Origin of the sequence: Spirulina sp. 06S082 (genome assembly GCF_034932145.1) — a bacterium.
Lineage (GTDB): Bacteria > Cyanobacteriota > Cyanobacteriia > Cyanobacteriales > Spirulinaceae > CCY15215.
Genome location: NZ_JAYGHV010000016.1, coordinates 1 through 19,290, shown reverse-complemented (window position 1 = coordinate 19,290; position 19,290 = coordinate 1). Strand labels below are relative to the sequence as shown.

General features: G+C 41.3%; 20 protein-coding genes. 7 read left to right on the top strand and 13 right to left on the bottom strand.

Going from position 1 to position 19,290, the window contains the following annotated elements:
- Window positions 1-4: 4 nt before the first annotated feature.
- Together VB714_RS02900 and VB714_RS02895 are read right to left on the bottom strand one after the other, a co-directional pair.
- Window positions 5-1,624, bottom strand: coding sequence for an adenylate/guanylate cyclase domain-containing protein (locus VB714_RS02900; protein WP_323220994.1), 1,620 nt, complete (start codon window positions 1,622-1,624; stop codon window positions 5-7).
- Between the two features lie 171 nt (window positions 1,625-1,795).
- The gene (locus VB714_RS02895; RefSeq protein WP_323220992.1) at window positions 1,796-2,236 is read right to left on the bottom strand and encodes an NUDIX hydrolase; all 441 of its coding nucleotides are present in this window, start codon (window positions 2,234-2,236) and stop codon (window positions 1,796-1,798) included.
- A 233-nt stretch (window positions 2,237-2,469) separates the two neighbouring features.
- Here VB714_RS02895 and VB714_RS02890 point away from each other — a divergent pair, with 233 nt between their 5' ends.
- The gene (locus tag VB714_RS02890) at window positions 2,470-3,498 is read left to right on the top strand and encodes an NAD(P)H-dependent glycerol-3-phosphate dehydrogenase (protein ID WP_323220990.1); all 1,029 of its coding nucleotides are present in this window, start codon (window positions 2,470-2,472) and stop codon (window positions 3,496-3,498) included.
- A 336-nt stretch (window positions 3,499-3,834) separates the two neighbouring features.
- A complete protein-coding gene (locus VB714_RS02885) occupies window positions 3,835-5,073 on the top strand; it encodes an AAA family ATPase (protein WP_416309589.1) in 1,239 nt (412 codons plus the stop codon).
- Window positions 5,074-5,163: 90 nt separating this feature from the next.
- Here VB714_RS02885 and VB714_RS02880 read toward each other — a convergent pair whose 3' ends face one another.
- Window positions 5,164-5,958, bottom strand: coding sequence for an ABC transporter ATP-binding protein (locus VB714_RS02880; protein ID WP_323220985.1), 795 nt, complete (start codon window positions 5,956-5,958; stop codon window positions 5,164-5,166).
- Between the two features lie 4 nt (window positions 5,959-5,962).
- Window positions 5,963-6,853 carry an ABC transporter permease gene (locus VB714_RS02875; protein WP_323220983.1) on the bottom strand — a complete coding sequence of 297 codons (891 nt, stop codon included), beginning with the start codon at window positions 6,851-6,853 and terminating at the stop codon, window positions 5,963-5,965.
- 178 nt (window positions 6,854-7,031) lie between these two features.
- On the opposite strand from VB714_RS02875, the gene VB714_RS02870 reads away from it, so the two are divergent.
- Entirely contained in the window at window positions 7,032-7,322 is a 291-nt protein-coding gene (locus tag VB714_RS02870) for a hypothetical protein (RefSeq protein ID WP_323220981.1), read from the top strand.
- Window positions 7,323-7,390: 68 nt separating this feature from the next.
- On the opposite strand, the gene VB714_RS02865 is transcribed toward VB714_RS02870, so the two are convergent.
- From VB714_RS02865 to VB714_RS02840, 6 genes are all read right to left on the bottom strand, one after another.
- Entirely contained in the window at window positions 7,391-8,395 is a 1,005-nt protein-coding gene (locus tag VB714_RS02865; protein ID WP_323220979.1) for an ABC transporter substrate-binding protein, read from the bottom strand.
- Between the two features lie 81 nt (window positions 8,396-8,476).
- A complete protein-coding gene (locus tag VB714_RS02860) occupies window positions 8,477-8,725 on the bottom strand; it encodes a GNAT family protein (protein ID WP_323221009.1) in 249 nt (82 codons plus the stop codon).
- Entirely contained in the window at window positions 8,725-9,273 is a 549-nt protein-coding gene (locus VB714_RS02855) for a hypothetical protein (RefSeq protein ID WP_323220977.1), read from the bottom strand. The genes VB714_RS02860 and VB714_RS02855 overlap by 1 nt, the downstream gene beginning before the upstream one ends.
- Window positions 9,274-9,276: 3 nt before the next feature.
- Complete coding sequence (locus VB714_RS02850) at window positions 9,277-9,822, bottom strand: restriction endonuclease (RefSeq protein ID WP_323220975.1); 546 nt, start codon at window positions 9,820-9,822, stop codon at window positions 9,277-9,279.
- A 43-nt stretch (window positions 9,823-9,865) separates the two neighbouring features.
- The gene (locus tag VB714_RS02845; RefSeq protein ID WP_323220973.1) at window positions 9,866-10,495 is read right to left on the bottom strand and encodes a lysophospholipid acyltransferase family protein; all 630 of its coding nucleotides are present in this window, start codon (window positions 10,493-10,495) and stop codon (window positions 9,866-9,868) included.
- 22 nt (window positions 10,496-10,517) lie between these two features.
- Entirely contained in the window at window positions 10,518-12,224 is a 1,707-nt protein-coding gene (locus VB714_RS02840) for an NAD(P)/FAD-dependent oxidoreductase (protein ID WP_323220971.1), read from the bottom strand.
- 304 nt (window positions 12,225-12,528) lie between these two features.
- Between VB714_RS02840 and VB714_RS02835 the strand changes: the two genes are divergently transcribed.
- Window positions 12,529-12,864: an STAS domain-containing protein gene (locus tag VB714_RS02835; RefSeq protein ID WP_323220969.1), complete on the top strand. Its 336-nt coding sequence runs from the start codon at window positions 12,529-12,531 to the stop codon at window positions 12,862-12,864.
- Window positions 12,865-12,986: 122 nt separating this feature from the next.
- Here VB714_RS02835 and VB714_RS02830 read toward each other — a convergent pair whose 3' ends face one another.
- Window positions 12,987-13,550 (bottom strand): Uma2 family endonuclease, encoded by a 564-nt coding sequence (locus tag VB714_RS02830; protein WP_323220967.1) that lies wholly within the window; start codon window positions 13,548-13,550, stop codon window positions 12,987-12,989.
- Window positions 13,551-13,634: 84 nt separating this feature from the next.
- On the opposite strand from VB714_RS02830, the gene VB714_RS02825 reads away from it, so the two are divergent.
- From VB714_RS02825 to VB714_RS02815, 3 genes are all read left to right on the top strand, one after another.
- On the top strand, window positions 13,635-14,894 hold the full coding sequence (locus tag VB714_RS02825) for a folylpolyglutamate synthase/dihydrofolate synthase family protein (protein ID WP_323220966.1): 1,260 nt from the start codon (window positions 13,635-13,637) through the stop codon (window positions 14,892-14,894).
- Between the two features lie 151 nt (window positions 14,895-15,045).
- Window positions 15,046-15,879, top strand: a complete 834-nt coding sequence (locus tag VB714_RS02820) for an alpha/beta hydrolase (protein ID WP_323220965.1) — start codon at window positions 15,046-15,048, stop codon at window positions 15,877-15,879.
- Between the two features lie 90 nt (window positions 15,880-15,969).
- A complete protein-coding gene (locus VB714_RS02815; RefSeq protein ID WP_323220963.1) occupies window positions 15,970-16,641 on the top strand; it encodes an alpha/beta hydrolase in 672 nt (223 codons plus the stop codon).
- A 63-nt stretch (window positions 16,642-16,704) separates the two neighbouring features.
- Here VB714_RS02815 and VB714_RS02810 read toward each other — a convergent pair whose 3' ends face one another.
- Window positions 16,705-17,178 carry a hypothetical protein gene (locus tag VB714_RS02810; protein WP_323220961.1) on the bottom strand — a complete coding sequence of 158 codons (474 nt, stop codon included), beginning with the start codon at window positions 17,176-17,178 and terminating at the stop codon, window positions 16,705-16,707.
- Window positions 17,179-17,544: 366 nt separating this feature from the next.
- Window positions 17,545-19,137: an alpha/beta hydrolase gene (locus tag VB714_RS02805; RefSeq protein ID WP_323220959.1), complete on the bottom strand. Its 1,593-nt coding sequence runs from the start codon at window positions 19,135-19,137 to the stop codon at window positions 17,545-17,547.
- Window positions 19,138-19,290: the final 153 nt, after the last annotated feature.

Here is a 19,290-nt window from a genome sequence, read left to right as displayed (position 1 = left end):
TTTATTATTGGTTATGAGTAACATTTTTTCCTAATAACCAGTATGTTACCATTTCTCCCTTGCCTTTGATTTCGACCAATCCTCTTTTTTCCAGCAGATAACGATCTTTGAGTTTTTCATAAACGATTTCGGTTACTTGAATTTTACCTGGTTCTCCTGTAGACTCCATGCGAGAGGCTACATTAACAGTATCGCCCCAAAGATCGTAAGAAAATTTGCTCGTTCCTAAAACTCCAGCAACCACCGATCCCAGATGAATGCCGATGCGAATCTCAAATTGGCGATCGTGTTTTCCTTCAAACTCTGTCAAGGATAAGTGAAAATCTTGAATTGTTTCCAGCATTTCTAATGCAGCATCGGCGATCGCTTCCACATGATCTTCTCGCACAACGGGGAGTCCTCCCGCTAACATATAAGCATCTCCTACTGTTTTGATTTTCTCGACTCCTAATTCTAACGCTAATTTATCAAAAGCGGAAAAGATTTGATTGAGAAAACTTACCAATTCTAAAGGTTTAACCAGAGTAGATAATTGAGTAAATCCGACAATATCAGCAAATAAAATTGTTGCTTCATCAAACTGTTCAGCAATGGATTCTGGTGCCTGTTTGAGACGTTTAGCAATCTTTTGTGGGAGAATATTTAAGAGCAAAGTCTCGGATTTTTGCTGCTCTATTTGTAATGCTTTCACGGCTTCCCGACGTTGATTTTCAATTTGATCTGCCGCGATCGCCTTCCCTAAACTTTGCGCCATTAATTCAATAATTTCTTTTTCTTGTACCTCAAATTTTTGGACGCGAATTTCCTGCGAAGAAAAATTCAGCGTTCCATAAATTTTGCCATTGACCCAAATAGGCGTACCGAGATAAGATTGCAAAGTATAATTCTTATATCCAGGATGCTCGGCTAATTCAGGAATTTGACTAATATTATCATAAGCGAGAGTTGACTTACTTTTTACTGTTGCGATACAAAAAGTATCTTCTAAAGCAAATTCTCGATCTTGCTGAAGAAAATCCCAGGGCGATCGCGCGGCTTTAATAGTATAAATATCTCCTTCAATCTTACTAATAACACCCGTTGGAAATCCGAGAATCTTACACCCCGTCGCGAGATAATCTGCAAATTGTGCGGTAAAATCTTGATACTCCGTTGTATCCAAACGATGTAACGCTTTGAGATTATTGCTAAAGGCTTCTAAAACCTCCGACTTGCGGGCAATTTCATTTTTAGCTTCTTTGAGGGCAATATGATTTTGTACGCGGATTAATACTTCTTCCAAATGAAAAGGTTTAGTAATATAATCCACTCCCCCAACGGTAAAGGCTTTAATTTTATCCAAAACATCATCTAAAGCACTTAAAAAAATCACAGGAATGTCTCGCGTCCTCTCATCCTCCTTCAAGTGCGTACAAACTTCATAGCCATTCATTTGCGGCATATTAATATCCAATAAAACTAAATCAGGAGGCTTGGCTTGTGCCGCTTTAATAGCCATTTGTCCATTCATTACGCTGCGAACTTTATATCCTTTTCCCCCTAGCATGGTAGACAGCAAACGGAGATTAGCAGGTGTATCATCAACAATCAACAAATTGTTGGCTTTTTCTGTAACGGCATCCATTTTTAGTTTCTCTCTATATTATATTTGTAAATAAGGTAAATCGTTCTTCTACTTATTTCGTTGAGGAAACAACTAAATCCGGCAATTCTCCAAATCCACCATATTTATTATATATTCCTAATCTGGCTTTAGGAAATTGTTTTCTTCCTTACCATTATCTTTTTGGTATATTTAAGAGCGTATAATCAAACGAGGGCGTATTCCATAGTTACGATAGTACCAATAATCTTTCAGGATTTGCGCGTGGTCAAAACAGAGATTTGTAGGAATTTCCCATTGAGAGAAAAGGGCTAAGTTTTTGGCATCGTCTGCTGCTTTTGGTTCTCCCGTTGCTGTGGCCAAAAAGACAACACTAATAGTATGTTTGCGGGGATCGCGATCGGGGTGGGAATAAACGTAAAATTGTTCGAGAAGTTCCACCTTGAGGCTAATTTCTTCTTTAGCTTCTCGAATAGCAGCCGTTTCCATTGTTTCCCCATAGTCCACAAAACCGCCAGGAATAGCCCAACCATAAGGAGGGTTTTGCCGTTCAATGAGAATAATGGGTCGATCGCGGCGATCGGTTAATTCGATAATGATATCAACTGTCGGGATGGGATTGCGATAAGTCATAGGAAATCTTAAAGAGGAACATTTAACGCTTGACGAATTAAATTTAATAATTTGAGAGGATTCGCTACTATAAGAGGGTGTTGCGAGCTTAAGGATCGACAGAAATATCTATCTTGAAATCCTCAACTTCAACACCCGAACCCCGATAGTAATGTTGTTGGCAGTTCTCGTCAATCCTTCTACCCAAAGGAAAAATTATTGAGATTCGGTTTTTGTTGAATTTAGGGAATTATATGACTAATCAAGCAACTACGGACTCTAACGCTTTTGAGACTCTCTCTCCAGGAGAAACTCAAGACCAAGTTGATTTTCTTTCTTTTTCTCCCGATCTCCCTACTCGCTTAACTGTGATTGGTTCAGGAGCGTGGGGAACGGCTCTCGCTAAAGTATCAGAACGCAGCAATCACCGCGTGCGGTTGTGGTCTCGTCGTAGTTCCGAACCTTTAGCCAAGGCGATCGCCGGGGCGAAAGTCATTCTGTCAGCCGTCTCGATGAAAGGAGTGCGATCGGTAGTCGAACAGTTGCAAAAATTAGAAATTCCCGAGGATATTATCTTTGTTACCTCCACTAAAGGCTTAGATCCTCTGACTACTTGTACTCCCTCACAAATATGGCAAGAAGCCTTTCCCGATCATCCCATTGTCGTCTTATCGGGGCCAAATCTTTCTAAGGAAATTATGAAAGAATTGCCGGCTGCAACGGTGGTAGCCAGCCAAAACGAACAAGCGGCAGAAATCGTGCAAGAATTGTTTTCCTGTGATAGTTTTCGAGTTTATGTTAACGGCGACCCCATTGGCACAGAATTGGGAGGAACTTTAAAAAATGTCATGGCGATCGCCTCGGGAGTCTGCGATGGACTGCAATTAGGAACCAATGCCAAAGCTGCTTTACTAACGCGGGCTTTACCGGAAATGATTCGCGTAGGGGCGCATTTAGGTGCCGATCCCGAAACATTTTTTGGGTTATCAGGTTTGGGCGATTTACTCGCAACTTGTGATAGTCCTCTTTCTCGTAACTATCAGGTAGGTTACGGCCTTTCTCAAGGTAAAACTTTAGAGGAAATTTTAGAAAATTTGGTGGGTACCGCAGAGGGGGTTAATACGACTAATGTTTTGATTAAACTTGCCGATCGCGAAGGCATTCCTGTTCCTATTTCTCGTCAAGTTCATCGTCTTTTACGGGGTCGCATTACCCCTCAAGAAGCGGTTCAAGCCTTGATGGAACGCGAATTAAAATCTGAATTCTGCGATTTAGATTTATGACGGAGAGAAAGGACTAAACGCGAAATTTTAGCAGGGAATATTCTTGGGTTTGCGGGACTGATTATTGGGTGCATCTCAAACAACATTGCTCCGAATAATTAGAGCTAGGGAGCGAGACGCTCCCACTACAATAAACCATAATGGGGGTAGTGCGTTCGCGTAGCGTGTCCAAAGGACAAACATCTTGCTCGCTATTTTTACAAAACTGAGATGCACCCTGATTATTGGCTATTGCTGCGATCGCGCAAACCCCTTTCGGTCGCCGCAAACCCTTTTTTCTCACTGGTTTACTTCTCAGTTGTACCAATTAATTATTTAGAAATCTATAAGTTTGTCATGATTAAAAAACTAACCCTAGAAAATTGGAAAAGTTTCCGAAAAGCCGATTTATATATCGATCCGATAACTGTTTTGATTGGTAAAAATGCCAGTGGAAAATCGAATATTATTGATGCTTTCGATTTTTTGAGTCGCATTGCTAGAAAGGAAACAGTTGAAACTGCACTCAATGGTAACGGCAATACATTAGAAATTCGAGGCGGATCTGAATGGGCAACTCGAAAATCGGAATATGAATTTAGTTTGAAAGTTGTTATTGATGGAGACCAATATTCCGATTATCTTTACAGTGTAACAATTGATACAAACAAAGGCTTATCTTTAAAACACGAGTCTATAAATTTGATTACAGAAAAAAATAGAGAACATCTCGAACCAATTGAAATAAATTCTTTATTACCTGATGCAAGTTATTATGAAATTAGACAAGAACATCTCGAAGCCTATGAAAGATTGTGGACAGAACAACCATCTTATCCACTATATGTAGAAAAAAAAGTTCTATGTTCTGGTTTTGATTCTCTCCAAAATGCTCAAGTTGCTCATGTAAAAACCTTCGATCTCTTGCGAAAGATTTTTGTTTTTAATCCGATTCCTTCTAAAATGAGAAACTATTCTAAACTTTCCCCAAACTTAGAACGGGATGCTTCAAATATAGCAGGTGTAATAGCAGCATTACCAGAACATCAAAAATTGAGTCTGGAAAATGAGTTATGCTGTTATCTTGCTCAAATTCCTGAATTCAAAATTGAAAAAGTATGGGTAGAAATTGTTGGATCGCGGGGTGAAGATGCCATCTTGTACTGTGAGGAAACTCTGAATGAAAAGGCATCACCTCTTCAAATTTACCCAAGAGTAATGTCTGATGGAATCTTAAAATTTTTGGCGCTTTTAACAGCAATGCTCACTCTACCTGCACATAGTTTGGTTGTAATTGAAGAAGTAGAAAATGGTTTACATCCTTCTCGTGCCGGATTACTTCTAGAGATGTTACGAGATATTGGAAAAAAACGCCAGATTGATGTTTTATTAACTACTCATAATCCCGCATTACTCGATGAATTAATCCCAGATTTTCTGCCCTTTGTTATGATTGTGTATCGCAATATGGAAACTGGAGAAAGTCAAATTATCCCTCTAGAAGATATGGATAATTTAGCTAAATTAATTTCTTCAGGATCGTTAGGCGAAATTGTTCGAGAAAGTTTATTAGAAAATAGCTTGCAAAGACTTTAGAGAGACAAAATGAAGCAAAAAATATTAATCATCGATACCTCAATTCTCTGTGAATGGCTGGAAATTCCGGGGAAACATTTTTAGTAAATTTTACCCTAAAAGTAACGCATCATCCGCTAAATTTTCTTGTTGTTGCTGATGAAATAGATCGAGTAAATCTCCTACTTTTAAACCCGATCGCGCTTTATCTTGGATGTCAAAAATAATCTTTCCTTCGTGTAACATGAGAGTGCGAGTTCCCAACTCCAACGCTTGCCCCATACTATGAGTGACCATTAATGTTGTTAGGTTTCTTTCTGCCACAATTTGCTGGGTTAATTGTAGAATATAAGCGGCTGTTTTTGGGTCGAGGGCTGCGGTATGTTCGTCAAGTAAAAGAATTTGATGAGATGATAAAGTGGACATGAGTAAACTAACGGCTTGACGCTGACCTCCTGATAATAGTCCCATGCGATCGCGCAATCTTTTCTCTAACCCCAGTCCCAAACTCGCCAATTTTTCCCGAAACATTTCTCGTAAGCGATGATTCAAAGCCGGTTGTAAGCGTCTTTCTTTACCTCGACGATAAGCTAATGCTAAATTCTCCTCTACGCTTAGATCGGGACAACTTCCCGCTAAAGGGTTTTGAAACACTCTTGCAACCCATTGCGATCGCCTTGCAGTTTGCCAGTGAGTGACATCGCGATCGCCAATTAAAACTCTCCCTTGTTGAGGAATAATATCCCCACTCAGTACATTTAATAAAGTTGATTTTCCTGCCCCATTACTGCCAATAACGGTGACAAATTGACCTTCTGGAATTGTCAAATCAATTGCTTTTAAGGCGATGGTTTCCAGAGGTGTATCGGGATTAAATTTAACTTGAATCTTTTCTAATTGAATCATTTTTTTATTTTGAGGATAACTTTTTGGGCAAAGATTTGGGGGAAATCAGGGCAATTCCCACTAAAATTGCTGTTACTAAATTTAAGTCTTGGGTTTGAAAACCGAGGAAATCTAAATTAAAGGCAAAAGCGACAGCAATGCGATAGGAAATTGCTCCTAAAATTGCGCTAAATGTTGCCCATTGCACGCTAGAATTAGTAATCAATCTCTCGCCAATAATGACCGCAGCCAAGCCAAAAATAATCGTTCCCATTCCCATTGTCACATCCGCAAATCCATATAATTGAGCAAATAAAGCGCCTGCAAAAGCCACTAAAGCATTACTCATTACTATGCCTAAAAGAATTAGGCGATCGGTATAAATTCCTTGGGCTTTTGCCATTGTTGGATTTGTACCCGTTGCCCGCATTGCTAAACCTAATTCTGAGTTGAGAAAATAATCGAGGCAGAATTTAATTAATAATACTAAAATCAATAAAATAAGGGGTGTTGCAACCCAACTGGGCATAAAATTCAAGAGTTCTTCTAGAGGCGCGATCGCGGTAGACTGTCCCAATAAAGAAACATTGGGTTTGCCCATAATGCGTAAATTAATTGAGTAAAGCGCGATCGCCGTTAAAATACTGGCAAGAAGGTGCAAAATCTTAAATTGTACGTTGAGAAATGCCGTAATCAAACCCGCTATTCCTCCCGCAAAAATTGCCACTCCCGTCGCTAAATAAGGATCGATCCCATTAGCAATTAAAGTCGCTGCAACCGCACCTCCTAACGGAAAACTACCATCAACTGTTAAGTCGGGAAAGTCCAATACACGGAAAGATAAATACACGCCAATGCCCACTAAAGCGTAGAGCAAACCTAGTTCAATTGCACCAAAAAAAGCAATTATATTCATCTGAACTTTATAAATACTATAAACTGATTTGAATTTTAAATGATTTGAATTAAATTTCAGCGAATTTTTTTTTCTTGTGCCATGATTAGAAGACTAAACCCAAATCAATCCAGTATTAGCGAGTATTGGAGCGATTGACTACAAACAAATTATTTTCTCAAAAAAAAGAGAGAAATCCATGGAAAGGTATCTTAAAGTCTCCACCTCATTTGCCGCAGTTTTATTGTTTAGTATTGGCGCGATGGCATTAACTTCTTCTCCGCTTCGGGCAGAAGAAACTACCATTGAAATTGATGGCGCAATGCTAGACAGATGCGATGCAGAAGGAATAGGCGAATTAGCTTGTGCTTGTTGGTTTGATGCTATTATGGCTGAAGAGGAACTCGATAGTATTACTGAGGAAGACGTAGACGAACTTGCCTCTGAATATCAAGAGGAACTCGCTGCCTGCATAGATGCTAACGGATAAACTCAACATAACCCAATAAACTCTGAATAATTCTTGCAAGTTAGATTCTGTAACTTGCAAGATTTTCTTTATTGTATCACCTTCTCTGCTTTAGCTCTCACACTTTCAGGAATTTCTACTCCCATTGCTTCTGCTGCTTTGAGATTCACAAATAATTGTAGTTTCTCTACAGATTGTACGGGAATATCCCCCGGTTTTTTACCTTCTAAGACTTCAAGAACAATCTTTCCCGTTTGTCTGCCCACATCATAATAGTTGAAACTCAGTGCCGCGATCGCACCTCTTTCGACGGAATCGGTATCTCCTGCATAAAGGGGAATTTTGTTCTCTGTCGCGATTTGAATTGCTGCTTCTAAAGCTGAAACAATAGTATTATCCGTGGGAACATAAATAGCATCTACTTTCCCGATTAAACTCTGTGCTGCTGTGGCTACATTACTCGATTGTGTGGCAGTTGCTTCAACAATTTCTAAATTGCGAGATATTGCTTCTTTTTTTAACAATTCTACCAAACTCACAGAATTAGATTCTCCGGCACTATAAAGTACACCAACGCGCTTTACTTCCGGTGTAATTTCTTTGATTAAATCCAATTGTTCGCCAATGGGAGAAAGATCCGTAACTCCTGTTACTAATTCTCCCGGTTTTTCCAGATTTTCTACCAATTTTGCTCCGATGGGATCGGTAACAGCAGTGAAAATAACAGGGATTTCTTTTGTCGCAGAAATAATAGCTTGTGCGGAAGGAGTCGCGATCGCCACAATAACATCAGGGCGATCGCCAACAAATTTACTAGCAATTTGTGCAGCAGTGCTAGGATTACCTTGAGCGCTTTCCCACTGCCATTTTAAGTTTTCTCCCTCTTTTAATCCTGCCTCTGCTAATTCATCTTTAACTCCATCTCGGGTTGCATCAAGGGCAGGGTGTTCGACAATTTGGGTAATAGCGACAAATTTCTCAGTTGTTGTACTTTCTGAAGATTGCGTATCCGTACTTTCTGGGGACTGTCCGCACCCTAAAAGCATTGTTGCTAAAAGTGTGGCGATCGAGGCAGATTTTAAAGCTATTTTCATAATAATATCGTTCCTTTTTTCACGAAAAGATAAAAGGCGATCGCGCATCAAGTTGGCGATCTGAATTTATATTACTCTAATTTAGGCGATCGGGGTATTTTTAGGCGATCGCTTTTCCTGAAATTCTTCACGATCGATCGCATATTGTTTGCCGCGATCGCGATACTCTTCCGGATTTGCTTCTATTATTTTCTCATAGTGCATCCCCACTTTTTCAGCCACGTGCCAAGAAGCCGGATTATTGTTGCTAACGCAAGCAATAATTTTGTTAAAGTTTAGTTCTTGAAACCCATAATTCAAAAGAGAAAAAGTCGCTAATTGTAAATTGATTAAACAAGTGTAAGTTTGCGTGCCGATCGCAGAAATTGAATAGTTTCTTGAATCGTGGGTGCTTGACGTAAAATCTCAATATCTTCATCTGTTAACACGCTCAATAATTCAATCATATTATCGAATTTGTTTGACTGAGAAATTAATTGTTCTAAGGCTTTTTTCGGCTGAAGTTTTGCTAACTCGATTTTCTCTTCAGAAAGATCGCCACCAAAAACTCGCGCCAGAAAAGAGCGATCGTAAAATAAAATACATTCCATTTCCGGTTCGGCGAGAATGACTTCAACAGGAATATCAATTGCTAAAATTTCTACAATTTCTTTAATATCTCGACGACGATATTCAATTAATTCTGGTATCATTGAATCAGCATCAGCAACAATAACAGTTGGGATTTGCCGACGCACAACGACAGAACGAGCAAAAGACTTCAAACCAGATGTTTTTCCTGCGGCAAAAAGTCCAACATCATTGAGTAAATCTTCAGGAATTAAACTGCGAAGTAAATGTTCGTCAAAAGCAACTTCAGTAACAATGTAAGCGTTCATGGTTTATACCACCTCTCTAAAGTCAAAATCGGGTATTCCTTCCTCTACACAAGCACGATATTTGTATGTTAAATATTCGCACATCTTTTCCTGCTCCAGTGAATATTTTAATTCATTTCCAGTCCAAAGAAGAATAGTAGGTTGAGCAGAAAAAGTTAAAAGTTTACGAGCAGGATTAGTAAAATCAGTTCGACTAAACACTAAACCCACTGTGCTTGGAGGACGACGCAAAAGCTGGTTGCGAAGTTTGGCAATGGGACCAATATCGACATCTTTTGCCCAATCTTTACTCTCGATTATACAAGAAAGTCCACTACAATAGACAGCCCCATCAATTTGTTCGACATTTTCCTCAAATAACTTCACACTATAAGGATATCTGACTGTAGCTCTATCAAGCTGAAAAGCTCGTAAAACTAAGTATTCAAAGGCTTTACCCGGCTCCCAATCAGGGGTAGTATTGCCTTGCTCGATATTTTCCCAAAGCGATCGCAATTCCTCCCATTGCAAAGCCGCGATCGCTCTTTCATATTCTACTGATGTTGCCATTTTCTTCTCAAATTGAGATGCTTTTCGACAGTTAAAAGCAATATTATCGCCCTAAAGCGTGCAGAGAATTAATTGCTTCTGCACACTTTTCTGTTACAGATTGTAGCTCATCTCTTTTACTCGAACTTGGAGGATCGATCGCCTCACCAATTCGGACTGTTACGGGTACAAGATGAGGAAAAGAAGAACCTTTTTGTAATATCTTTTCTGTTCCCCACAAACTCACCGGAAGAATGGGAACTTTTGCCTTAGCTGCAATCATCGCTGCGCCTAATTTTGGTTCAGTGACTTTCCCATCTAGCGTGCGAGTTCCTTGTAAAAATATGCCTACAGCCCAACCTTCGTTTAAGGATGAAATTGCTGCTTTAATCGCACTGCGATCGGCGGAAGAACGCTTGACGGGATAGGCACCATATAACTCTATTGCTTGTTTTAAAATCGGAATTTTAAATAACTCTTCTTTGGACATAAATGCCACGGGACGACAGACACAATTAGAAACAATGGGGGGATCGAAATTACTGGCATGATTACTCGCAACCACTAAAGGACCCTCTTGAGGAACATTTTCTACGCCATAAATACGCCCGCGAAAATAGCCGTGTAGCATCGGACTCACAATCGACCATTTAAACAGATGATAAAAAAACAAGTTTTTCTTAGGTTCGCGCATTTTAGTTATCAATTATCAATTATTATTCATCCTTTTTGTTGATTCCTAATGCCGATCGCAACAGAGAAACAAGAGAGTTTTGTGCGTCGGTTAGTTTTTCTAAAAAAGGCTGTTGATTTTGGATGAAAGCACGGGCGCAATTGCGTCCTGGCATTCCGGAAATTCCCCCTCCTGGATGAGTCCCTGCTCCTGTTAAAAATAACCCATCAATGGGAGTTTTATAATCTGCTAATTCTGCTAAGGGACGGAAGAAAATCATGCGATCTAAGGTCATATCGATCTGATAAGGGCTTCCTTTTGCTAGTCCCAAACGCTGCTCGAGTTCTGGTGGACTTTCGATGCGACGAGCAATAACCGATCGCTGAATATTGGGGGCATAAGCTGCTAATTTATCCAAAACGCGATCGCACACTTCTGCTTTTAATTCTTCAGTCCATCCTGTCCCCTTTAACCCCAGTCCTTCATGGTGAGCAATTTGATAAGGAACAAAACATTCAACCCATAAAGTATGCTTTCCTTCTGGTGCTAAACTTGGATCGAGTAAGGTCGGGCAAACAACATATAAAACCGGATCTGAAGGAATTTCCCCAAAAGAACAGAAAGCGTGTGCTTTTTCTACATGATTCACCGAATCAGCAATTAAAATCGATCCCACCAGTGCCTCATCGGGGCGATCGTAAGCCATAAATTGCGGCGCTTCTGAGAGCGCCAAATCAATTTTAAGCACGCTTTCATTATTGTTAACAATACGTCGCTCTAATGTCTCCCTTAACTTCGGTGCAGCACAGTCTACATCGACGCGATCGCACAACTCCAAAAATAAGCGACGAGCATCAATATTAGAAATTACTCCCGTATTAGCGCGATATTCCGTCCCATTACCAACCCGCACCCCTTCTACTCGTCCCGCATTGTTGACTAAAACGCGCTCTACCCGTTGTTCCGTCAGGATTTTACCCCCCCTATCCTCAATGCGTCGAACCAGGGCTGCAACCAGCGCTCCTGACCCTCCTCGCGGTCGAAATAGCCCAGGATCGTGACGCATCGCCATTCGCATCGCCCCGATCGCAATTCCTTTTTGAGAAGGAGGTGCGCCAATTTGCGCCGCGAGACAAGCGAGGGGGGCTTTCACGGTTTCGCTATCAAACCATTCATTGAGAAGATTCGTCGGAGAAGTAACAAGATTATGAACAAAATCGAGAACTTTGTTTCTAGAGCCAAAAACCGTCCATAAATCTTGCCAATTCTCGCGATCGTAGTTCCCCGCAATATCGAGGAGAGCCATCGGAGAGGCATTAAAAATCGGTGCGAGGGCACCATTCAAATGCTGCCAATAGTCGATAAATTCAACATATTTACGAGCATCGCGATCGCTGTAACGGGCAATTTCTTTGCGGGTGCGCTCCACCGATCGCCAAGCAAGAAAATTTGTACCATCGGGTTGCGGACAAAATAACACCGGATCGCAAGGTAAATATTCCAACCCATATTTCGTTAGTTCCAATTCTTCCACCACTGGACCGAGATGAATCGCTTCGTGGTCGATCGCGCAAAGATCGAATTTAAAGCCTGGTGCGTCCTTGGGAAGGGCTTCTTCCGTCGTTGCAGCACCCCCTGGTAGCGATCGCGACTCCAAGAGCAAAACGCTGTAACCCGCTTCAAGCAAGTAAGCAGCACAGACCAAACCGTTATGACCCGCACCAATGACAATGACATCATAAGTCTCCATTTCCGTCCCTCCCTCTGCGAATCCTTGCCTCCAATTTTAGGGCATAACGAGACGACAAGATTTCTACGGGCTTGACAGAATTGCTCCTGTTGCATTTTTGCCATCACCTTTATCCTCTCAGTTTCCACAATCTCGCAAGATTGTTATGATTAAGGGATTATCCTGCATCTACCAAGTTGCCAAAATACCGCTCCATCCAGTTTAATGAGGAGAACTTGACCGTTATCGAGATTCGATCGCAACTGGGATATCGGAAGCGTAAAGTGTTATTAATTTAAATCGCGTTAACCAACTTATGGGAAGTATGAGTTCTACCAATAAAAAAGTTAAAATCGTCGAACCTGCTGGGATTTTAGATGGAACAAAAGCCAGCGAATTTCGCAACGAGATCGGTGAAAGCGTCAAAAATGGAGGTGCCGAGATAATTTTGATCGATTTTAAGGATGTCACCTTTATGGACAGTTCGGGACTGGGTGCTTTAGTTCTCGCTCTTAAAACTGTGAGAGCCGCAAGTGCTTCTCTTTGTATTTGCTCCATTAACGAACAAATTTCTATGCTGTTTGAGTTAACTAGCATGGATCGAGTATTTAATATTTTTCCCGATCGCAAAGCGTTTGAAGCAGAATTACCAAATTTGTAAAGTAGCACTAATACGACTACCAATTTTAAAAAGAGTCATTTTAAAAGGAGTCAGATCGCAAAATTCTCTCTCGATTGTTCGGGAGAGGATTTTATTTTATTGTTTTGAGTTAAACTCATAGACTACTCCAACAGCCAGCCAAATAGTGCCTCTACCGTGAGTTTAAAGTCCTTAGCAAAGGGAGGTACGGGAAGAACTTGGTGAGGTTCATCAAAGAGTTCAACTTGCTGCTGAGGGCGATAAACTAAGACTGTTTCCTCTCTCGGATCGATTAGCCAACCCATTTGGGTTTGATGCTGCAAACAATAGAGAATATTTTTAATGACCCTAGTTTGATTTTGATCGGGAGAGAGAATTTCTATTGTCCAATCTGGAGATGCTCGAAAAACATTGGCAATTGTACCATCCTCATCGCGAGGAATTCTCTCCCAAACAAATGTACATACATCTGGAACGATCGATCGCCCGCCAAAAGTACAGCGTAGTTCAGTAAAAACTCTGGCAACTTTAGCGGGCTTAAGAATAGCATTAATTGCGGCGGAGAGTTCACCTTGAATTACACTGTGTTTTCCTTGTGGCATTGGTTTTTGTATAATTGTCCCGTCGATGTATTCCCTAGCGGGTTTTGTTTCTGGGAGTTTGAGAAATTCTGCCAATGTTAGAGACTTGGGAATAGCTTGTACCATAAAGATAAATCTCCAATGCGATCGCGCTCTATGAACTATCCTAATTATAAATCAAAGTAAAACAAATTCTCAATATAAATATTAATGACAATTAACGAGCTTCTCAACCCTTGGCAAAAATTCGGTATTAATTTAGGATTAGAACGCATTAATTTTCTTCTAAATCGTTTAGGAAATCCTCATCATAGCGTCCCGATCGCCCACATTGCCGGAACAAATGGCAAAGGTTCAGTTTGTGCTTATTTATCTTCAACTTTAACCGTTGCTGGCTATAAAGTGGGTCGTTATACTTCTCCTCATTTAGTTAGTTGGACAGAACGAATCTGTATTAATGAACGAGAAATTGAGTCTCAACAATTAGAAGAAATAGTAAAAGAAGTAATTGCCGCGATCGCGCCAGAATTTCCCCCCACTCAATTTGAAATATTTACCGCCGCCGCATGGCTTTATTTCGCCAGAGAAAATGTTGATATTGCCATCATGGAAGTGGGTTTAGGAGGACGATTAGATGCAACCAATGTTTGTGATTCCCCTCTCGTTACGATCGTTACATCTCTCAGTCGAGAACATTGGCAGATTTTAGGCGATACTGTCGCTGAAATTGCCAGAGAAAAAGCAGGGATTTTAAAACCAAATTGTCCGGCAATTATAGGTCAATTGCCAAGAGAAGCAAAACCCGTCATTCAAGAAAGAATACAAACTTTAAATTGTCCGAGTATCTGGGTTAAACCCGCAGAGAGAATTGCAGAAAATCGAGCCAAATTTAACAAGATTGAATATGAATTACCTTTGCTGGGAGATGTCCAATTAATGAACTCCGCGATCGCGATCGCCGCACTCCAAGTCCTGCAACAAAAAGGCTGGCATATCTCTCAAGCATCCATCCAAATCGGTATTGCTAAAACGCGCTGGTTAGGTCGCTTACAATGGACGCAATGGAAACAACAGAAAATCCTCATAGATGGCGCACATAACCCCGTAGCCGCTCAAATGCTACGCCAATATGTGGAAACATTGAATACTCCGATCGCCTGGGTTATCGGCATTTTAGCCAGCAAAGATCAAAAAGGAATTTTAGCCGCATTACTGCGACCAGGCGATCGCTTATATCTCGTTCCCGTTCCCCATAAAGACTATACCGAACCCAAGCAATTAGAAACATTAGCAAAACAAATTTGTCCAGAATTACTTTTTTGTCAAACTTACTTCGACCTTTTTCCTGCACTAAATGAAGCAATAACTACAGATTATGGGGTGGTTTTAGGCGGCTCCTTGTATTTGGTTGGCTATTATTTGCAGAAAATGCGATCGCACCGAGACGCTTCTAGTATAAATACTTGCTAGATTGCGATCGAATCTTGAAGAAAGTCCGAGAAAATAAGAAAACCCGCAGAAAATCGAACAATTTCCGTAATTTGCCATATACTGAGTATCAAAACGAACTGTTATCCTTTTTAAAAATCATTTATTCCTTCTCAATTTTGGAGTGTCGGTCATGTCGTCTACCTTTCAATTCCGTCAAATCGGGACTCAATTCCGCAAATCTTTAACAAAAGTCAAAACAATCGGGCAAAGTTGCGCGATCGGTATTGGTGCCGGGCTGATCTTCGGGGGAATGCCAGCCGCAGCCACAGACATCATCAATGTTAAATATCAAGAAACCGAAATTACCATTCCTACCGGCTTTCTAGTCAATTTTGCTCAAACGGGAGAACTTCCTTCCGAAGTTAATAGCTTTTTAGAGAATATCGGCGAGGATATACCCTCAATCTTACAGAATTTTCTGACTCTAGAAATTCGCCTCAGCCCGACTTTTGTTCAGGATGTCCTCGGAAGTTCCATTGGTGACTTTGTTCTTTTACAGGTCAATAAAGCCGTTAACACGGGTCAAGTTGATGATAATCTTGTCGGTTTGAAGGATGCGATCGAGCGCTCTCTCGCAGGAGATAATCGTATTTCCCTCTTAGAAGTGGTACAACGCTATCCCGTCGATATTCTCAATCTTGACTTGAGTGGAATGCAAACAGTTTACAATCAGGTCAGTAATTTTATGGTTCAGATCGAGCCTGCTTTAAATGTGGCAAGAAATCTCCTCGAACCTCTGATTTGTGAATGCGATAAATTGGCCGTTGATTCGGAAGGAAATGTTATTTCCGCCGAAAGTGGTGCAACTCTCGTTTCCGCAGAAACGGTCAAGAATTGCCGTGATGCGATGACAAACCTGTTGGAAAAAGATTCCCAAACCACAACAGATAATACCCAAGCCGATCGCGACGATGCAGACGAGGCAATTGTTACCGTCGAGACTCAAGGCAACATCGCCGAATAAGACAACCTCTAAACAAGATGGGACGCGATCGCCCTTTCGCGTCCCGATATTAAACCAGCACCTACCTGAATGCTAAAGGAAATTGCACCCATGTCTTTGTTATCGCGATCGCCACTAAAATCCCTAACCCAAAAACTAACTCAAAAACTAACTCAAAAAACGGCTAAGATATTCTCTGTGGGAGGAATATGCCTTTTAGGAGCAGGAGCGAGCTTTCTCCTCGGTACTCCTCCCACCGAAGCCGCAGAACAAATTGTTGTTAGCTACGGTCCCATTCAGCAAAGTTTTAAGGTTAAAAACTTAGAAGCCTTTGTTGAAACAGGAGAAATTGCTCGAGACGTAAAAATGCTCGTTCGCTATTCCGGTCAAGACCCAGAAACATTACGACGGCTGATGTCCTCAGAACTCAGTGTTGACTTTCTCTTTTTGTACGATCTTTTAAGTACCCTACCCGCAGAATACGCACTTTTTGAGTTAGGAAATATCATTCACACAAAATCTCACCGCGCCAATATTCAGGCTCTACGTTCTGCGATCGTCATGTCTGCACGAGATGATAATAAAATCAGTCTTTTAGACTTTTTCCGAAACTATCCTCTTGAATATATGTACATCGACGGGCAGAACTTAGCGAGTGTAGCTTCGGATGTTAACGGCATTATCGAGAGTGTTAGCGAATTTCTTGAAGTTCCCGTCGCTGTTATGCGCGACCTTTTAGGACCTTTGCTCTGTGAATGCGATCGCTCGCGGTTTGGGCAATAAAGAAGAAGAGAAAAAAGAGAGGGAGAGAAGAGGAAAATGCTTTTCCCCTCCCATCTTCCTTTTTTAGGACTTTTGACGTGCCATCTTGAGGAAAGAATCCATACAAGCTCCTGGACGACGCTTGGCTTGAGTTTTGGTATAAAGTAAATAATCGGGAGCAAAAGTTGAGCCTTCCTCTTTACTGTCTGCTTGGGCTTGAGGTGTCGGTTTTTCAACTGCTGCCTTAATCAGTTCGAGGGTATTAGATGTACTCGGAGAAACTGCAGCCGGTGCTTCCGGTTGAACGACTTCCTCTAATTTCTCTACAGCCGCAGCCTTTTTTTTGCCCTTTTTCTGACTAGATTTTTTCGTTCCACCTTTGCTGGTTTCAGCTTCTACCGCAGGAACATCTTCCGATTTTTCAGCTTCGGCTTCAACAGGTTCTGGCTTTTCTTCCGTAGTGGGAGTAGAAACAGTGGGTTCGTCAGTAGAAGACTCTGAGCCATCTTCTAAATAATAAGACTTTCCTTGAAACATTTTTTTGATAGAGCCAAGCATGAGCAATTTCTCCTTGTTTATAAATCTCGAACAACAGACAAATTAAGGCTTTTCCTCGAGGAGAGACAGTAGGAATTGGAAAATGTACCCTCATCGTGCTTCTCAACGCTAAAAATTAATAAAACGCAATAAATCTTATAATGAGTAGTGAGTTTCATTTCAGCGCGATCGCCGCGATCGAAGTTACTTCTAGCCCAAAAATCTCTTTAAATAAAGGTCTTGAGATATTTTTCCCACATCTTCCAGGGGGCGTTCCTTAGACTTTGTTCATATTAATTAATATTCTATATGAAAATTAGTAATATTTTGTAAACTTTTGTAAAAGTATTTATACCTAATGAGAGATGACAAAAAGAGATGACAAAATCAGTTTAATTGCTCCCGAAGTAAAGATTTAACCAAACTTACGGGCATCTCTGGGCGCTGTAGGTGTCGGGTATAGTCAGCACTCAGATAAGATTCATACTGAGAATCCCCCGCAATGTAAGCGCCGAAAAAGGCTAAACCGAGGGCTTTCATATAATCGCGGGCGATCGCCGGATCGGGACCGATGACACGAGGAGGCAGGGCAATGTCATCAGAAGAGATACCCAGGGTCGAAAAGTGAGTGCCACCTTTTAACAAAATAAGATATTTATGGAGTGTAACGAGAGCCGTAAAAGGTAAAATTTGTTCGGCTAACGCAGGAGCAACCGTATCGGCACTTCCCGTCACGATCGCCGTAGGAATTTGGATCGATCCCATCCCTGCATCCCCAAAAACACTGCTGGTAATGGGATTGATCGCCATAACTGCCGCAATGCGATCGTCGTGCAAGGTGTATTTTTGTCCCGCAAGAGCCTGTGCCGGACATTGTAGTAAAAGAGACAAATTCAGAGAATAATTCTTTAGTTGACATTGTGCCTCCAGTTGCGGAAAGTTTAACTCGGCTCCAGCGAGAGCCAGTGCTGTATAACCGCCAAAAGATTGACCGAGAACCCCGACGCGCTGTGAGTTCAGACGATGACCGTATTTTTCTGCCAGCCGATCGAGTAAAAATCGAATATCGAGGGGGCGATCGATGAATTCCCGAGGAGGACTGATATCTTGAACCAAGCCTTTTGCTAAGTTTTGTAACTGTTGAGAATTACTGCCGGAATGTTCGGGGACAGCAACGGCAAAACCGTGAGAGGCAAGGTGTTGAGCGAGATAGGTATAGGTTTGGCGATCGGAACCCAAACCGTGGGAAATAATTATTAAAGGAGAGAGATCGAGATTGCGGCGATCGGGAAGATAGAGATCCGCAGGAAAAGCCCGATCGCGATCGCGATCGTTAAGAATAAGAGTTATTTTCGTATAAGCTGTCTCCCCAACTACCTGCAAATCTAGGGGGAAATCTCCCTGCACTGCATCGGTATTGGACACTTCCGACTCGATCGCGGCGATCGCCTTTTGGGTCATTTGAACAGATTGACTCGCTTGGTTCAACAGATCGAAAGCAGAAGCAGAATTGAGCAAAATTTCAGAGGTGGGAAACTTTTTGATGATATTTAAAGGGGTAAGCCCTTTTTCATCGGCAGAGGCTAAAATTAGCGCCGATCGCAGGGCATAAAATCCCGACTCTCCCGATCTCGTTTGTACCACCTTGCCCAGGAGATTTAAAATGGCTTCTCCTTGGGTGGAATAGAAGAATTGCGAAACTGCAACAGTATCGAGTTCAGCTTTGGCTGAGAGGACCTCTCGCAATTGTTGTCGTTGATTTTTATTCAATCGGGTTGTAAAGTCATCTAAATCTGGCGCGATCGTTCCTTTTTCGGCATAGTGTTCCAAAGACTCTCGCCTCAAGGTAAATTCCAGAGGACCGTAACGCAAGATAATTTTTTCGGCACTATAAGCAGGCATCGCCAAGGCGATCGCCAGATTAAAAGCAGTCAAACCCAAACTTGTCAAGCAAAAAGAAGTCAGCGATCGTTTTCTCATTTTCTCTAAAGTAATAGCTAGATTTAATAGTTAACCAAAATATAGTCAGATATAAACAAGACATGGATTCTATTTCAAAAATCCCCTTCATTTTGGCTTCGAGAGATTGATTCTCCTTGGGTGAACTACGCACCTCTCTATCCCATAGCCCCT

Bases quoted from the DNA above. Each gene is read 5' to 3' on its own strand.
- VB714_RS02845 (WP_323220973.1), bottom strand. From the start codon at position 10,495: ATGCGCGAACCTAAGAAAAACTTGTTTTTTTATCATCTGTTTAAATGG.
- VB714_RS02885 (WP_416309589.1), top strand. From the start codon at position 3,835: ATGATTAAAAAACTAACCCTAGAAAATTGGAAAAGTTTCCGAAAAGCC.
- VB714_RS02890 (WP_323220990.1), top strand. From the start codon at position 2,470: ATGACTAATCAAGCAACTACGGACTCTAACGCTTTTGAGACTCTCTCT.
- VB714_RS02870 (WP_323220981.1), top strand. From the start codon at position 7,032: ATGGAAAGGTATCTTAAAGTCTCCACCTCATTTGCCGCAGTTTTATTG.
- VB714_RS02815 (WP_323220963.1), top strand. From the start codon at position 15,970: ATGTCTTTGTTATCGCGATCGCCACTAAAATCCCTAACCCAAAAACTA.
- VB714_RS02820 (WP_323220965.1), top strand. From the start codon at position 15,046: ATGTCGTCTACCTTTCAATTCCGTCAAATCGGGACTCAATTCCGCAAA.
- VB714_RS02895 (WP_323220992.1), bottom strand. From the start codon at position 2,236: ATGACTTATCGCAATCCCATCCCGACAGTTGATATCATTATCGAATTA.
- VB714_RS02810 (WP_323220961.1), bottom strand. From the start codon at position 17,178: ATGCTTGGCTCTATCAAAAAAATGTTTCAAGGAAAGTCTTATTATTTA.
- VB714_RS02830 (WP_323220967.1), bottom strand. From the start codon at position 13,550: ATGGTACAAGCTATTCCCAAGTCTCTAACATTGGCAGAATTTCTCAAA.
- VB714_RS02875 (WP_323220983.1), bottom strand. From the start codon at position 6,853: ATGAATATAATTGCTTTTTTTGGTGCAATTGAACTAGGTTTGCTCTAC.
- VB714_RS02900 (WP_323220994.1), bottom strand. From the start codon at position 1,624: ATGGATGCCGTTACAGAAAAAGCCAACAATTTGTTGATTGTTGATGAT.
- VB714_RS02825 (WP_323220966.1), top strand. From the start codon at position 13,635: ATGACAATTAACGAGCTTCTCAACCCTTGGCAAAAATTCGGTATTAAT.
- VB714_RS02835 (WP_323220969.1), top strand. From the start codon at position 12,529: ATGAGTTCTACCAATAAAAAAGTTAAAATCGTCGAACCTGCTGGGATT.
- VB714_RS02805 (WP_323220959.1), bottom strand. From the start codon at position 19,137: ATGAGAAAACGATCGCTGACTTCTTTTTGCTTGACAAGTTTGGGTTTG.
- VB714_RS02855 (WP_323220977.1), bottom strand. From the start codon at position 9,273: ATGAACGCTTACATTGTTACTGAAGTTGCTTTTGACGAACATTTACTT.
- VB714_RS02840 (WP_323220971.1), bottom strand. From the start codon at position 12,224: ATGGAGACTTATGATGTCATTGTCATTGGTGCGGGTCATAACGGTTTG.
- VB714_RS02880 (WP_323220985.1), bottom strand. From the start codon at position 5,958: ATGATTCAATTAGAAAAGATTCAAGTTAAATTTAATCCCGATACACCT.
- VB714_RS02850 (WP_323220975.1), bottom strand. From the start codon at position 9,822: ATGGCAACATCAGTAGAATATGAAAGAGCGATCGCGGCTTTGCAATGG.
- VB714_RS02865 (WP_323220979.1), bottom strand. From the start codon at position 8,395: ATGAAAATAGCTTTAAAATCTGCCTCGATCGCCACACTTTTAGCAACA.